The sequence below is a fragment of the Shinella sp. GW821-FHT11G07 genome (assembly GCF_058808115.1).
The window spans coordinates 100,536-113,829 of record NZ_JBXARJ010000002.1 but is presented as its reverse complement, the minus strand read 5'-3'; the positions used below and the strand labels follow the sequence as shown (position 1 = coordinate 113,829).

Sequence of the window (13,294 nt, the reverse complement as noted above, 5' to 3'; positions counted from 1 at the left end):
TGATACTTTTTCCACGGCCCGCGTGGCCAAGCCTATTTCAGTATTCTTTCATCAACGCATTGACCGACAGGGGGAAAATCCATGTGTGACGCCTGCGTCATCGAATCCGTCAAGAACCGCATGCTTTCGAGAAGAAGCTTCTTCCGCGCTGCCGCTGCGGGTGCTGCTACCGTTACCGCTGCCAGTTCCGGTGCGCTGAGCCCGGCTTTGGCTCAGGCACCGACGAAAGCCACGGACCTCACCCATGAACTCTATGAAGAGTTTCCGACCTTTTTCGGACAGCAGCAGTTCTGGCGAGAGCAGAAGTTCAATTACAAGGAACACAAGTTCAATCTGTTCGAACTGCGCGTCAACGAGCACACCGGTACGCATCTCGATGCGCCGCTGCACTTTTCCGAAGACGGCAAGTCGGTCGCCGAAATCCCGGTCTCCGATCTCGTCGTGCCGCTCGCCGTCATCGACATCCGCGCGAAGGCCGATGCCAACCCGGATGCACAGCTGACGCCGGACGACATCAAGGCGTGGATCGCCACCAACGGTGACCTGCCGGAAAAGGCCTGCGTTGCGCTCCTCTCCGGCTGGGGCAAACATCTCGGCACGGACAAGTTCCGCAATGCCGACGCCGAGGGCAAGATGCATTTCCCCGGCTTCCATGTCGAAGCCGTGCAGTATCTGGCGGAAAACTCGAGCGCCGCCGGCATCGCCGTCGATACACTGTCGCTCGACTATGGCATCTCGCCGGACTTCGCCACGCACTATGCCTGGCTTGCTTCCGGTCATTGGGGACTTGAAGCTGCCGCCAATCTGGACCAGCTTCCGGCCAAGGGCGCGACACTCATCGTCGGCGCGCCGAAGGTGCGGGGCGGCACGGGTGGCCCGTCCCGCGTCATCGCACTGGTCTAAACGACATCGGCCGGCGGATTTTCCGCCGGCCTTTCCTCCAGGAGAAACCATGAGCACCGTCAAGCCCGCCGAAGACCTCGAAGCCGATCCGCGTGTCAAGGCGGTGTTCGACGACATCCGCACCACCCGCAAGTCGGATTTCGTCAACAATATGTGGCGCTACCTCGCCTTTGATCCAGCCCTGCTGGAGCGCACCTGGGCCGAGGTGAAAGCCGTGATGGCGACGCCGTCCACGCTCGATCCGCTGGTCAAGGAAATGCTCTACATCGCCGTTTCGGTGACGAACGGCTGCAGCTATTGCGTTCACTCCCACACTGCCGCCGCCAAGGCGAAGGGCATGACGGATGCGCAATATGCCGAATTGCTCGCCATCGTCTCGCTCGCCGGCAAGACGAACCAGCTTGCGACGGCCCTTCAACTGCCCGTGGACAATGTCTTCGATGCCGACCGCGCAAAGGCCTGAACGGGCGCCGCTTTCCACACTCTTTCGGCTGTCGTTTCCCCACAGGGAATAAAAGCAGAACAGAAAACTGGTCTTTCGAACCCGAATCACTACATTGAACCGCATGATCAGCGGTTACGACGACATTCCCTTCTTCGACGAAGACCCGCAACTCGCCAAGAAACCCGCAGCGCCGGCGAAACCGGCCGGCGGCGGCATTGCTGCGCGCGCCATGGCAGCACGGGATTCCGGTCGGGCGCCGGACTATCTTTCCGGCCTCAATCCCGAGCAGCGCGAGGCCGTGGAAACGGTCGACGGCCCCGTTCTGGTGCTCGCCGGCGCCGGCACGGGCAAGACGCGCGTGCTGACGACGCGCATCGCCCATATCCTTGCCACCGGCCGCGCCTTCCCCAGCCAGCTGCTTGCCGTGACCTTCACCAACAAGGCGGCGCGCGAGATGAAGGAACGCATCGGGCTTCTCGTCGGCGGCGCCGTCGAGGGCATGCCCTGGCTCGGTACCTTCCACTCCATCGGCGTCAAGCTGCTGCGCCGCCATGCCGAACTCGTCGGCCTGCGCTCGGACTTTTCGATCCTCGACACCGATGACGTGGTGCGCCTGATCAAGCAGATCCTCCAGGCCGAAGGCATCGACGACAAGCGCTGGCCGGCAAAGCAGTTCGCCGGCATGATCGACGGCTGGAAGAACAAGGGCCTCGACCCGGCGCAGATCCCGGAGGGTGACGCCCGTGCCTTCGCCAACGGCAAGGGCCGCGAACTCTACATTGCCTACCAGAACCGCCTGAAGACGCTGAACGCCTGCGACTTCGGCGACCTGCTGCTGCATCCGATCCGCATGTTCCGCGCCAATCCGGACGTGCTGGCCGAATATCACCAGAAATTCCGCTACATCCTCGTCGACGAATACCAGGACACCAACACCGCCCAGTACATGTGGCTGCGCCTCCTGGCGCAGCGCCCCAAGGGCACGCCGCAGAACGTCTGCTGCGTCGGCGACGACGACCAGTCGATCTATGGCTGGCGCGGGGCGGAAGTGGACAACATTCTGCGCTTCGAGAAGGATTTTCCCGGCGCGAAAGTCGTCAAGCTGGAGCGCAACTATCGCTCCACCGCCCACATTCTCGGCACCGCCGGCCACCTGATTGCGCACAACGAGGACCGTCTCGGCAAGACGCTCTTCACTGACCGCCACGATCCCGACGACGACAAGGTCGTCGTGCATGCCGCCTGGGATTCCGAAGAGGAAGCCCGTGCCGTCGGCGAGGAAATCGAGCAGTTGCAGCGCAAGCAGCACAAGCTCAACGACATGGCGATCCTCGTGCGCGCCTCCTTCCAGATGCGCGAATTCGAAGACCGTTTCGTCACGCTCGGCCTGAACTACCGCGTCATCGGCGGCCCGCGCTTCTATGAGCGGCTCGAAATCCGTGATGCCATGGCCTATCTCCGCCTCGTCAGCCAGCCAGCCGACGACCTGGCTTTCGAGCGCATCGTCAACACGCCGAAGCGCGGCCTCGGCGACACGACGATCCGCAACCTGCACGACTATGCCCGCGCCCGCGATATCCCGATGCTGGCCGCCGCCGCCGACATTATCGAGACTGACGAATTGAAGCCGAAGGCGCGCAAGGCGCTTTTCGACGTCGTCACCGATTTCCGCCGCTGGCAGTCGCTGCTGGAAACCATGCCGCATACCGAGCTTGCCGAGCAGGTTCTCGACGAGAGCGGCTACACCGCCATGTGGCAGGCGGACAAGTCTGCCGAAGCCCCGGGACGTCTTGAAAACCTGAAAGAGCTCATCCGCTCGATGGAGGCCTTCGAGTCGCTGCGCGGCTTCCTGGATCACGTGTCGCTTGTCATGGATGCCGAGCAGAACGCCGAACTCGATGCCGTCTCGATCATGACGCTGCACTCGGCCAAGGGTCTCGAATTCGAGACCGTCTTCCTGCCCGGCTGGGAGGAAGGCCTGTTCCCGCACCAGCGCGCGCTCGACGAGGGCGGCCGCTCCGGCCTGGAGGAGGAACGCCGCCTCGCCTATGTCGGCATCACCCGCGCCAAACGGCGCTGCCACATCTGGTTCGTCTCGAACCGCCGCATCCATGGCCTCTGGCAATCGACACTACCGTCGCGCTTCCTCGATGAATTGCCGGAAGCGCATGTCGAAGTGGCCGAGGTCGAACAATCCTATGGCGGTTACGGTCGTGGCGGCTACGGCCAGTCGCGCTTCGACAAGCAGGAGCCGTTCCAGAACAGCTATTCGACGCCCGGCTGGCGTCGTGCGCAGACGAACCGCACGGATGCGACCCGCGATAACTGGGGTTCCCGCTCCGGACATGCCGTGGAGCGCATCGGCTATGGTGAGTCCGGGCCGCGCTCGCGCACCATCGACGGCGAACTGGTGGCGAAGTCGACCACGACCGAACCGTCGAAGTTCTCCGTCGGCGACCGTGTTTTCCACACCAAGTTCGGCAATGGCAATGTGGCGGCGATCGAGGGCAACAAGCTGACGATCGATTTCGACCGTGCCGGCCAGAAGCGCGTGCTGGACGGCTTCGTCGAAAAGGTCTGACGGGACCGCCGAGCGGCCCCGTCATCGGATATCAGGAGGCCCTGCGCATGCCGCCGAGACGGGCGGTGCGTTCTTCCGGCGTCCAGATTTCGCTTCCGTCACGGCGAAGGGCGCGGCGATTGAGCTGGAAGCGGTTCACCAGCTCGCTCAGGGTTATCGCGCCTTCGGCAAGCGACTGGCTGGTGGAGGTGGTGTGCTCCACCATGGCGGCGTTTTCCTGGGTGATCCGGTCCACGTCGCTCACGGCCGCGCTGATTTCCTCCAGCCCGCTCGCCTGTTCGGCGGCAGACGTCGCGATGGCATCGACATTGTGATCGATCTCTTCGACGAAGCTTCCGATTTCACGCAGCGCCCGGCCCGTCTCGCCGACAAGACGCACGCCATCCTGAACCTCGGCGCTGGAATTGGTGATCAGCGTCTTGATCTCGCGGGCCGCCTTGGCCGAGCGCTGGGCGAGTTCACGCACTTCCTGGGCCACGACGGCAAAGCCACGCCCCGCCTCACCTGCCCGCGCTGCCTCGACGCCGGCATTGAGTGCCAAGAGGTTGGTCTGGAAGGCGATTTCGTCGATGACGCCGATGATCTGGCTGATCTCGCTCGAGGCGGACTCGATCCGCTGCATGGCGCTGACCGTGTCGTTCACGACATTGGCAGATGTGTTGGCGGAGGCACGGGCATCCTGCACGAGCTTGCGGGTTTCCCGTGTGCGATCGGTCGAGGAACGCACGGCGACGGTCGCTTGCGTCAATGCTGCAGCCGTCTCTTCGAGGGCGACAGCCTGCCGGCGGGTACGCTCGGAAAGATCCTCGGCAGCCTTGCGCATGTCCTGGCCACTGCGGTTTTGCATATGCGTCTGGTCCAGCACCTGCGAGAGGGTTTCCTGGAACGCGCTGATCGAGTTGTTGAAGTCGCGGCGCAGCGGCTCGAATTCGGGCACGAACTGGTTGTCGATCGTCATGCGGATATTGCATTCGGCAAGCCGCCCAAGGCCCGCACCGATCTCCTCGATCGCCCGCACGCGTTGCGTCATGTCGGTGGCGAACTTCACCACCTTGAACACCTTGCCGTCGGCATCGAAGATCGGGTTGTAGGAAGCGTGGATGTGGACCTTGCCGCCACCCTTGGCGATGCGGGTGAACTGGTCGGAAACAAAGTGGCCTTCGGCCAGCCTTTGCCAGAAAAGCTTGTATTCCGCGCTCGCCACATAGTCCGGCGCGCAGAACAGCGAATGGTGGCGGCCGACGATCTCGGACAGGTCGTAGCCAAGCGCCGACAGGAAGTTCTGGTTCGCCGTCAGGATATCGCCCTTCGGCGAGAACTCGATGACCGCCTGCGCGCGACCAAGGGCCGTAAGCTTGCCCTCGTCCTCCAGCGCTTTCCGCTTCGCCGCGGTGATATCGGTCGCGAACTTCACCACCTTGTAGGGCTTCTTGCCGCGGAAGACCGGATTGTAGGATGCCTCGATCCAGATCTCGCGGCCGCCCTTGGCGATGCGCTTGTACTGGCGCCGGTCGAAATGCCCCTCGGCAAGGCGGCCCCAGAAGGCGGCATAGTCCGCCGATTTGGCCTCGGACGGTTCAACGAAGATGCGGTGATGCTGACCGACGATCTCCGACAGCTGGTAGCCGACGGCTTGCAGGAAGTTCTCGTTGGCATGCAGGATTTTGCCCGTCAGGTCGAATTCGATGATCGCCTGAGAGCGTTTCATCGCAGCAAGCACGGCGCGGGCATCCATTCCAAAGTCGAAAGCGGTCACGTGTCATCCCCAGCAGGAAACAGTCACAGAGCCGGCCAATCCGGCAGTCCTATTAGAATTGGCTGAAAATTCTTAGCAATTGCTAAACCAAACTGGTGTTCGGCGTAACATTCAGAAAAAAATCATATGAATGCGCGCCGGAAAGAGCGCGCATAAAAAAACCGGCGCACACGGCGCCGGTCTCATCACAAATATCCGTAAATCTCAGGCGCCCGCCTTGCGGTAGAGCGCCGCGAGCCGTGTGCGCGACGACGGCAGTTCCGGTACCACGACCATCATGGTGATGTGGCCACGCTTGAAGGCATTGAGGAACGGCTCGTAGTTCTGGAAGGCGACGCAGCCGTGCGAGCCCTTCTGACCGCGCAGCAGGTTGGTGTGCGTCAGCAGTCCCGTGCGGTTCTTCGGGTCGCGGCCGTCGATCGATGTCATGCGGATCGCCTCGACGCCATGGAAGCGCCGCTCGCGCATCTTCAGGCGGTAGATGCCGGCCGGGGTCGGGCCGGTCATCTTGACGTGCTCGTAGTCCGGATTGTCACGCATCTTGCCGATGCCGGAATGGGCGCGCAGCTTCGTGCCGTCGGGCATGTAGACGGTCGCGTTGGAGACGTCATAGATCGCCACCCGCGTACCCTTGCCCGGCCAGCCGGTTGCGCTGCCCTTGCTCTTGAAGAAATCGTTGAACAGCGAGCGCTCGGGCTTCGCAATGGCGATGTCTTCCTTGTCGTCCTGCTTTTCGCGCCGCGTGCGGGCGACCGGCTTTTCTTCCACCGGCTTGCGCTCGATGGTGACGGTCTCAAGCGCCGGCTTGGCTTCCGGCAACGGAATTTCGCTGAGGATGCTCTCCTCGTCGGTCTCCGGCTTCTGCATGACGAGGCCGAAGGGCTGGATGTTCTTTCGGGCGGATTCGTCGGGAAGCAGCGCCGTCACCATGGTCGGCTGGCCGGTGATCGCCTTTTCCTGCTCGACGGAGCGCTCGGCGCGCGCAACGGCCGCCTCGATGAGCGCCGCCTTGGCCTTCTCGCGTTTGACGGCTGAGGCCAGCTGAATGGAAATGCGGCGCTGGTGCGCGACCTGAACCGCTTCGGCGGTCAGTTGCTTCTGGCGGCGTTCGCTTTCCGAAGGTTGCGAGAGCCGGGAGAACTTTGCGATCTTCACCGTGCGCTCGGCACGGTTCCTGTCGGTGACTACGGACTTGCCGTGAAGAGACGCGGCAATCGCCTTCTTGCCTTCCGAAAGCGAGGACGCCGCATCCTGCATCGCGCCGAGCGTGGAGACGACAGCCCAGGCGGACCCGGCAATGACGCCGCAGGCAAGCAATGCGCTGAGAAGAATACCCCCGGAACGGACCCGACGGGATTTGGACGCGGAACGCGCGGACTCGTACACAGACGCCATGATACTCGTTACCCGAAACTCGTTACTCGACGCGGCCGCGGAGATGACGCTCCGAAAGCCGTTACGCTGGCGGCGAGCGGCGCGACCTGCGCCGGACCTCTGCCGAACGAGCAAAGAATGACGAAATATGGTAAGCAATTCCTAAACGGCGCCTCGTGTTTTTGAAGGAATCCGCCGGAAGGTCCTCAACATCCGGCAAGGCTGCCTGTCACGAGAATGCGGCAATGACGTGTCGGACCGCCCTGCCTCCCTAGAATTGGGGATGCTGGCCAAGCCAGTCGGTCGCCTTTTCGTAGCTTGCCGCCACTGCAAGCACGTCACGGTCAGCGCGCGCCCGGCCGATGATCTGGATGCCCGCCGGCAGTCCATTCGCGCCGAAACCGGCCGGCATGGCGGCGACGGGAAGCCCCGCCAGCGTCGGGCCGATCACCACTTCCATCCAGCGGTGATAGGTATCCATCGCCCGCCCGTCGATGGCCTTCGGCCAGTCCAGCTCCGCGTCGAAGGGGAAGACCTGCGCCGACGGCAGGATGAGGAAATCGTAAGTCTCAAAGAGGCCGGCGACATGGCGATGCCAGTCGCTGCGCGCCAGCGAGGCGGCATAGACGTCGTTGGCGGACAGCTGCTGACCGTTCTCGATCTCCCAGATCATCTCCGGCTTCATGCGCGCACGCCGCGCCGGATCGGCATAATCCGCCGCCTGCCCGTTGGCGACGAGGAAGTGGCGAAGCGTGCGCCAGGTCTGCCACAACCGCGCCATGTCGAAGCCGGGCGCGACCTCCTCGACCGTGCAGCCAAGCCGGCGGAAGACGTCGAGCGAGGCGCGGCACAACTCCAGCACGCCAGGCTCGAAGGGCAGATAGCCGCCGAAATCGCCGAGCCAGCCGATACGGGCGCCGGAAAGGTCGCGATGCGCATTCAATGAAAGGCTTTCGTCGGTCAGCGACAACGGATCGCGCGGATCATGCCCCGCCTGCGTGGCGAACAGTGCCGCGACATCGGCGACGCTGCGCCCCATCGGGCCGTTCACCGCGAGTTGGCCGAGGAAAAGCTCGTTGCCCAGCGATGGCACCCGGCCGAAGGACGGACGGAAACCGACGACATTGTTGAAGCCGGCGGGATTGCGCAGCGACCCCATCATGTCGCTGCCATCGGCGACAGGCACCAGCCGTGCTGCGAGCGCTGCCGCCGCGCCGCCAGAGGAGCCGCCGGCGCTCTTGCCCGTATCGTAGGGATTGCGGGTAACGCCGAAGACCGGATTGTAGCTGTGCGAGCCAAGCCCCATTTCCGGTGCATTGGTCTTACCGATGATGATGGCGCCCGCCGCGCGGATGCGCTCGACATGGATGTCGTCATAGTCCGGCACGAAATCCGCATAATTCGCCGAGCCGAAGGAGCAGAGAATGCCCTTGGCCTCGGAGAGATCCTTCACCGCAAACGGCAGGCCGTGCAGCCAGCCGCGATACTCCCCCGCCGCCAGCGCCCGGTCGGCCGCCTCCGCCTCGGCCAGCAGGTCTTCGACTGGACGGAGGCTGACGATGGCATTGATGCGCGGATTGATCGCCTCGATGCGGGAAAGGTAGGCCGCCATCACGCTGCGGCAGTCGAGCCGGCGTTCGGCAATGGCGGCGGAAAGGGCAAGGGCAGAAAGGGCGGTAATGTCCTGCAAGGTCGGCTCCGGCATTCGTCTGACAGAAGAGCTAGCAGGCCCGATGGAAGAGCGCCAGCCCGCCTCAGAGCCCTTGGCGGAAGGCCAGCGCGAAAAGCCCGACCGCGGCGAGCGAACCAAGCGTGCGCACATGGTTCCACATCGTCCAGACATCGAGATAGCGCTGCCAGAGGGCTGCCTGTTCCGCGCTACCGGCGGGGGCCGCGGCCAGCGCATTGTTGAGCGGCACGTTGAAGACGATCGTGACGCCGATGACCGCAACGAGGAAGATGATGCCGCCCGCCGCCGCCATCAGCCCGCCGGCCCCGCCCTGCATGAAGCCGAGAACAGCCAGCACCAACGACAGCAGCGCGCCGCCGAAGAAGGCCGAGAAGAACCAGGGGTTCTGGATGACGACATTGATGGCGTTCATCGCCGCAGCTCCTTCCGCTGGCGTCAGGCGCGCGAAGGCGGCCATGATGCAGACGGAGAAGATGAAGAACAGGCCGGCATTCAACGCCGTCGCAAGGATGGCGAGGAAGGTCAGGATGGGAAAGGCGCTTGCCATGATCAGGTCCTCCAGAAACCGGTTTCAGCCACGTCACGGGCGAAATCCGCAAAATCGCGCGGCGGTCGGCCGAGCACGCGCTCGATGTCATGGGTAAGCGCCTCGTTACGGCCGTCGAGCACCGAGCCGAACAGATAGGTGACGAGCCAGATGACATCCTCCGGCATCTGAGCGTCGCGCAGCATGGCAGCATAAGCGTCGATCGTGACCGGCGTATAGGTCACCGCGCGCCCGCCGGCCGCGGAAAATTCCGACGTCGCCTCGCGGAAGGTCATCAGCCGCGGACCGGTCAATTCATAGGTCTTGCCGGCATGCCCCTCCTCCGTCAGCGCCGCCACCGCGACGTCGGCGATGTCGCGCGTATCGACGAAGGGTTCGCGTACCGTTGCCGAGGGCAGGACCAGTTCGCCGGCAAGGATCGGCTCGGCAAACAGGCCTTCGCTGAAATTCTGGAAGAACCAGCTGCCGCGCAGCACCGTCCAGGCGATACCAGCCTCCTTCATCGCCTCCTCGCTCACTTCCGCGGCATCCTCACCGCGGCCCGAAAGCAGAACGAGGCGCGTGACGCCCGCTTCCGCGGCCAGGCGAGAGAACCGGCGAATGTCGTCGTCCGAGCCCGGTACGGCGAGGTCCGGCTGATAGGCGATGTAGACTGCCTCGACGCCCTCCAATACCGCCGGCCAGCCGGAGGCGTCGCGCCAATCGAACGGGATCGCCGCCGAGCGCGACCCCATCCGCACCTCATGCCCCTTTTCGCGCAGCCGCTCGGCAATTGGCCGCCCCGTCTTGCCCTCACCGCCCAGAACCAGAATGCGTGTCATCCGTTCATCCTCCAAAATATGAGTAATACTCATGTTTGCAAAATGTGAGGAATCCTCGTATTTGTCAAGCGTGATTTGAATGGGCCGTGGAGAAAGCGATGAACGACACGCAGATGCGCCGCGCGCCGAGCCAGAAGCGCAGCCGCGAACGGGTGGACGCCATCCTTGCCAATGCGACGGGGATGATTGCCGAAACGGGCAGCGACGCGCTGCGCATGAGCGAGCTTGCCCAGCGCACGGGCATCTCGATCGGCTCGCTCTACCAGTATTTTCCGGACAAGAGCGCCGTGGTGCGAGCGCTGGCCGAGCGCTGCAACGAGGACAGCCGCGCCTGCATCGCCGAAGGTCTCGCCACCGTGACAAGCATGGACGATCTCGCCACCGCCTTCGGTGCACTGATCGACACCTATTACGCGATCTTCCTTGGCGAACCCGTCATTCGCGACATCTGGTCGGCCGTGCAGGCAGACGGTGCGCTGCGCATCATGGAGGTGGAGGAAAGCCGTCGCAACGGCGCGCTGCTTGCCGAACGGTTGAAGGCACTGCAGCCGGCCGGCGATCCGCAGAAAATCGACGCAACGGCCCTCCTCGTCATGCATCTCGGCGAAGCGACGATGCGCCTTGCCGTCTCGATGGCGCGGCCGGAGGGTGACGCACTGGTCGAAGCCTATAAGCACATGGCGATCCGGCAATTGACGACGCCGTAAGTCGCGCGCCCGGACGCTCGATCCGTAGCTAGCCGGGCTTTCGCCCTTCCAGAACCTCCGCCGCTTCGAGCAGCGTGGCGAAGAGATAGGACATCTGGTCACTGCGCGTTTCGCCATACCATATCTGCGGCACCATCACCCGGAACCGGGTTTCGAGCAGATCGGCGAGCGCTTCGATGTCACCCATCCATTCCAGCGTGTCGGCATAGAGGTTCATCACGCTCGGCGCGGGAAAGCGGGCGAGCAGGTCCTCGAAACCCCGTTTCACCAGATCGGGATCACACAGCGTATCGGCAAGTTCATGGTCGCCGACATCGGTGTTCGCCTGCTGGATCAGTGCATAGAAGCCGAGGCCGAAACGGTCCTTCGTCCGCTCCGCGGCACGCCGCGCAAAGTCTTCCAGATCCTGTGCGTCGCGGCCGAGCCAGCGCGGCATGATCATGCGGGCATGCGAGCGGCAAAGGTCTATGTTGTAGCGGTCGAGCAGCAAGGCCCGCTCGAAGCGCGCCTTGAATGTTTCGAAATCGCCCTCGTTGGCCGAGCGTCGATAGTCGCTGATCCGCCAGCTGAAATTCTCGGGATCGGCATGACCATCGAGAACGTCGTCGGCCTCCTTCAGCAATTCCTCATAGCCCTGCCACTGGTCGGCCCGCACATCGCGCCCCCAGCCGGTGCCGCGCCGCACGAAGGCGGTGACGCGCAGGGCATCGGCATAGGTGGCGGCGGAAAAGGCCGAGGGGCTGCGATGGAAGAAATCCCGGAACGGTTTCAGCATGTCTTCATGCTCCGGCGCAGCCGCCTCATCATCCGGCAGCGCCATGAAAGGCTCGAGGAACCAGTCCTTGACGAGCGAATAGAGTGGCTTGCCGTTGTCCGCGATGACGCCGCTTGCCCGCGCGGCCTCGAAAGCCTGGTGGTAGACCTCGAAATCACCCCTGTGCCAAGCCGCGCGCATGGCATCACGCTGTGGAATGAGGGCCGGCATTTCGTCATGCAGATCGATGAGGTAGAGGTCGTAGTCGCGGACCAATTGCTCTTCCGGGGAGAGTGGCGTTGCCGGTGCGGCGCCTGCGCCTGATATCCTGCTGCGAAACCTGGCAAAAATATCCTTGAAACCCATGTGATCCGTTCTCTGCTCCAAGCGGCAAGCCCTGTTCGGCACCCGCAGTCGCGGGTCATGAGGCAACGGATGCGACCCGCGCACTATTCGCCGGCCATCACCGATTTTTGAAGAGCACGTACCCTTTCCAACCGTCCATCGTGCACCATCTAATGAATGGGATATGCACGGATGGGTGATGGTCATGCTGACGACGCTTGCCTTGCTGATGAGCCTGACGGCTGGTGTCGAGATCGCCGCTACCTCCGCGGAGGAGGTGGATGTCGAACTGGTGCTGGCGGTTGATGTGTCCGGATCCATGGATCTGGAAGAAGCGCAGGTGCAGCGCGCCGGCTATGTGGATGCACTGCGGCACCCCGATTTCGTCAATGCTGTACGCGAGGGCCTGACCGGCCGTATCGCCATCAGCTATTTCGAATGGGCGGGCACGATCCAGGACAGTTCGCACCTGCCCTGGCAGATCATATCCAGCCCCGAGGAAGCCAATGCCTTCGCCGCACGGCTGGAGGCGCGCCCGATCGCCACGCGCCGCGGCACGTCGATTTCGGGGGCCATCGCCTATGGCGCAAAACTGTTCGATGCCAACAGCTATTCCGGCATGCGTCGCGTCATCGATGTTTCCGGTGACGGCCCCAACAATTTCGGCCCACCGGTGACACCGGCACGGGATGCCGCGACCGCACTCGGCATCATCATCAACGGGCTTGCCATCATGATCCGGCCCTCGGCCGCCTACGGTTCGCTCGATGATTACTACTCCAACTGCGTTATCGGCGGTCCCGGCGCCTTCGTGCTGCCGGTGCAGGAGCCCGAGGACTTCGCCATCGCCATCCGCCGCAAGCTGATCCTGGAAGTCTCCGGCGTCGAACCACCCGCCCGCGTCATCCACACCGCGGCAACAGACGCCGATTGCATGATCGGCGAGAAACTGCGGCCGAGCAATATGGAACGCTACTACCCTGAACTCGACCGATAAGGCCTGTTCCACCCGAAACAGCGCCGCCCAGTCCCTCATGCGACAGTGAACCTACGGATGAAATGGTTCATCCCTTCACTGGAAGAGAGGAGACTGAAATGCGCAAATTCCTCATGTCCGCCGTTGTCGCGACCATCGCAGCGGTATCCTTCGCAGCCCCGTCGCAGGCGGGTGGGTTCTACTTCGGCTTCGGTGGCGACCACGGCTGGGGCGGTCATCACCGCGGTTATGTCACCCATTACTACGGCCACCACCGCCACTGCTTCTGGAAGAAGATCAAGCGCTATGACAGGTGGGGCAACCTCATCGTCAAGCGTGTGAAAATCTGCCGTTAAGATCAGGCACCGCCGCGATTTTCCATCGGATATCCGCCC

The 13,294-nt window shown here is 63.3% G+C and carries 12 protein-coding genes; 6 read left to right on the top strand and 6 right to left on the bottom strand.

What is annotated here, in order from left to right; genetic code table 11:
• The first annotated feature begins 81 nt into the window (after positions 1 to 81).
• From AC1RT2_RS04040 to AC1RT2_RS04030, 3 genes are all read left to right on the top strand, one after another.
• Positions 82 to 903: a cyclase family protein gene (locus AC1RT2_RS04040; RefSeq protein WP_493099706.1), complete on the top strand. Its 822-nt coding sequence runs from the start codon at positions 82 to 84 to the stop codon at positions 901 to 903.
• 49 nt (positions 904 to 952) lie between these two features.
• Positions 953 to 1,366 carry a carboxymuconolactone decarboxylase family protein gene (locus tag AC1RT2_RS04035; RefSeq protein WP_069058378.1) on the top strand — a complete coding sequence of 138 codons (414 nt, stop codon included), beginning with the start codon at positions 953 to 955 and terminating at the stop codon, positions 1,364 to 1,366.
• A gap of 103 nt (positions 1,367 to 1,469) precedes the next feature.
• On the top strand, positions 1,470 to 3,929 hold the full coding sequence (locus tag AC1RT2_RS04030) for an ATP-dependent helicase (RefSeq protein WP_493100374.1): 2,460 nt from the start codon (positions 1,470 to 1,472) through the stop codon (positions 3,927 to 3,929).
• 31 nt (positions 3,930 to 3,960) lie between these two features.
• Here AC1RT2_RS04030 and AC1RT2_RS04025 read toward each other — a convergent pair whose 3' ends face one another.
• The 5 genes from AC1RT2_RS04025 to AC1RT2_RS04005 form a co-directional block, all read right to left on the bottom strand.
• Entirely contained in the window at positions 3,961 to 5,664 is a 1,704-nt protein-coding gene (locus AC1RT2_RS04025) for a methyl-accepting chemotaxis protein (RefSeq protein WP_493100372.1), read from the bottom strand.
• 225 nt (positions 5,665 to 5,889) lie between these two features.
• Entirely contained in the window at positions 5,890 to 7,080 is a 1,191-nt protein-coding gene (locus tag AC1RT2_RS04020; protein ID WP_493099704.1) for a DUF2778 domain-containing protein, read from the bottom strand.
• Between the two features lie 250 nt (positions 7,081 to 7,330).
• Complete coding sequence (locus tag AC1RT2_RS04015) at positions 7,331 to 8,749, bottom strand: amidase (RefSeq protein WP_493099702.1); 1,419 nt, start codon at positions 8,747 to 8,749, stop codon at positions 7,331 to 7,333.
• A 64-nt stretch (positions 8,750 to 8,813) separates the two neighbouring features.
• Entirely contained in the window at positions 8,814 to 9,296 is a 483-nt protein-coding gene (locus AC1RT2_RS04010) for an anthrone oxygenase family protein (protein WP_493099700.1), read from the bottom strand.
• A gap of 2 nt (positions 9,297 to 9,298) precedes the next feature.
• Positions 9,299 to 10,117 carry a Rossmann-fold NAD(P)-binding domain-containing protein gene (locus AC1RT2_RS04005; protein ID WP_493099698.1) on the bottom strand — a complete coding sequence of 273 codons (819 nt, stop codon included), beginning with the start codon at positions 10,115 to 10,117 and terminating at the stop codon, positions 9,299 to 9,301.
• A 98-nt stretch (positions 10,118 to 10,215) separates the two neighbouring features.
• On the opposite strand from AC1RT2_RS04005, the gene AC1RT2_RS04000 reads away from it, so the two are divergent.
• A complete protein-coding gene (locus tag AC1RT2_RS04000) occupies positions 10,216 to 10,824 on the top strand; it encodes a TetR/AcrR family transcriptional regulator (RefSeq protein WP_493099696.1) in 609 nt (202 codons plus the stop codon).
• 28 nt (positions 10,825 to 10,852) lie between these two features.
• Here the strand turns inward: AC1RT2_RS04000 and AC1RT2_RS03995 are convergent, their stop codons facing one another.
• The gene (locus tag AC1RT2_RS03995; protein WP_493099694.1) at positions 10,853 to 11,944 is read right to left on the bottom strand and encodes a hypothetical protein; all 1,092 of its coding nucleotides are present in this window, start codon (positions 11,942 to 11,944) and stop codon (positions 10,853 to 10,855) included.
• Between the two features lie 184 nt (positions 11,945 to 12,128).
• Here AC1RT2_RS03995 and AC1RT2_RS03990 point away from each other — a divergent pair, with 184 nt between their 5' ends.
• Both AC1RT2_RS03990 and AC1RT2_RS03985 read left to right on the top strand, forming a co-directional pair.
• A complete protein-coding gene (locus AC1RT2_RS03990) occupies positions 12,129 to 12,920 on the top strand; it encodes a DUF1194 domain-containing protein (RefSeq protein WP_493099692.1) in 792 nt (263 codons plus the stop codon).
• 98 nt (positions 12,921 to 13,018) lie between these two features.
• Positions 13,019 to 13,255 (top strand): hypothetical protein, encoded by a 237-nt coding sequence (locus tag AC1RT2_RS03985; protein WP_444797122.1) that lies wholly within the window; start codon positions 13,019 to 13,021, stop codon positions 13,253 to 13,255.
• Positions 13,256 to 13,294 lie beyond the last annotated feature (39 nt).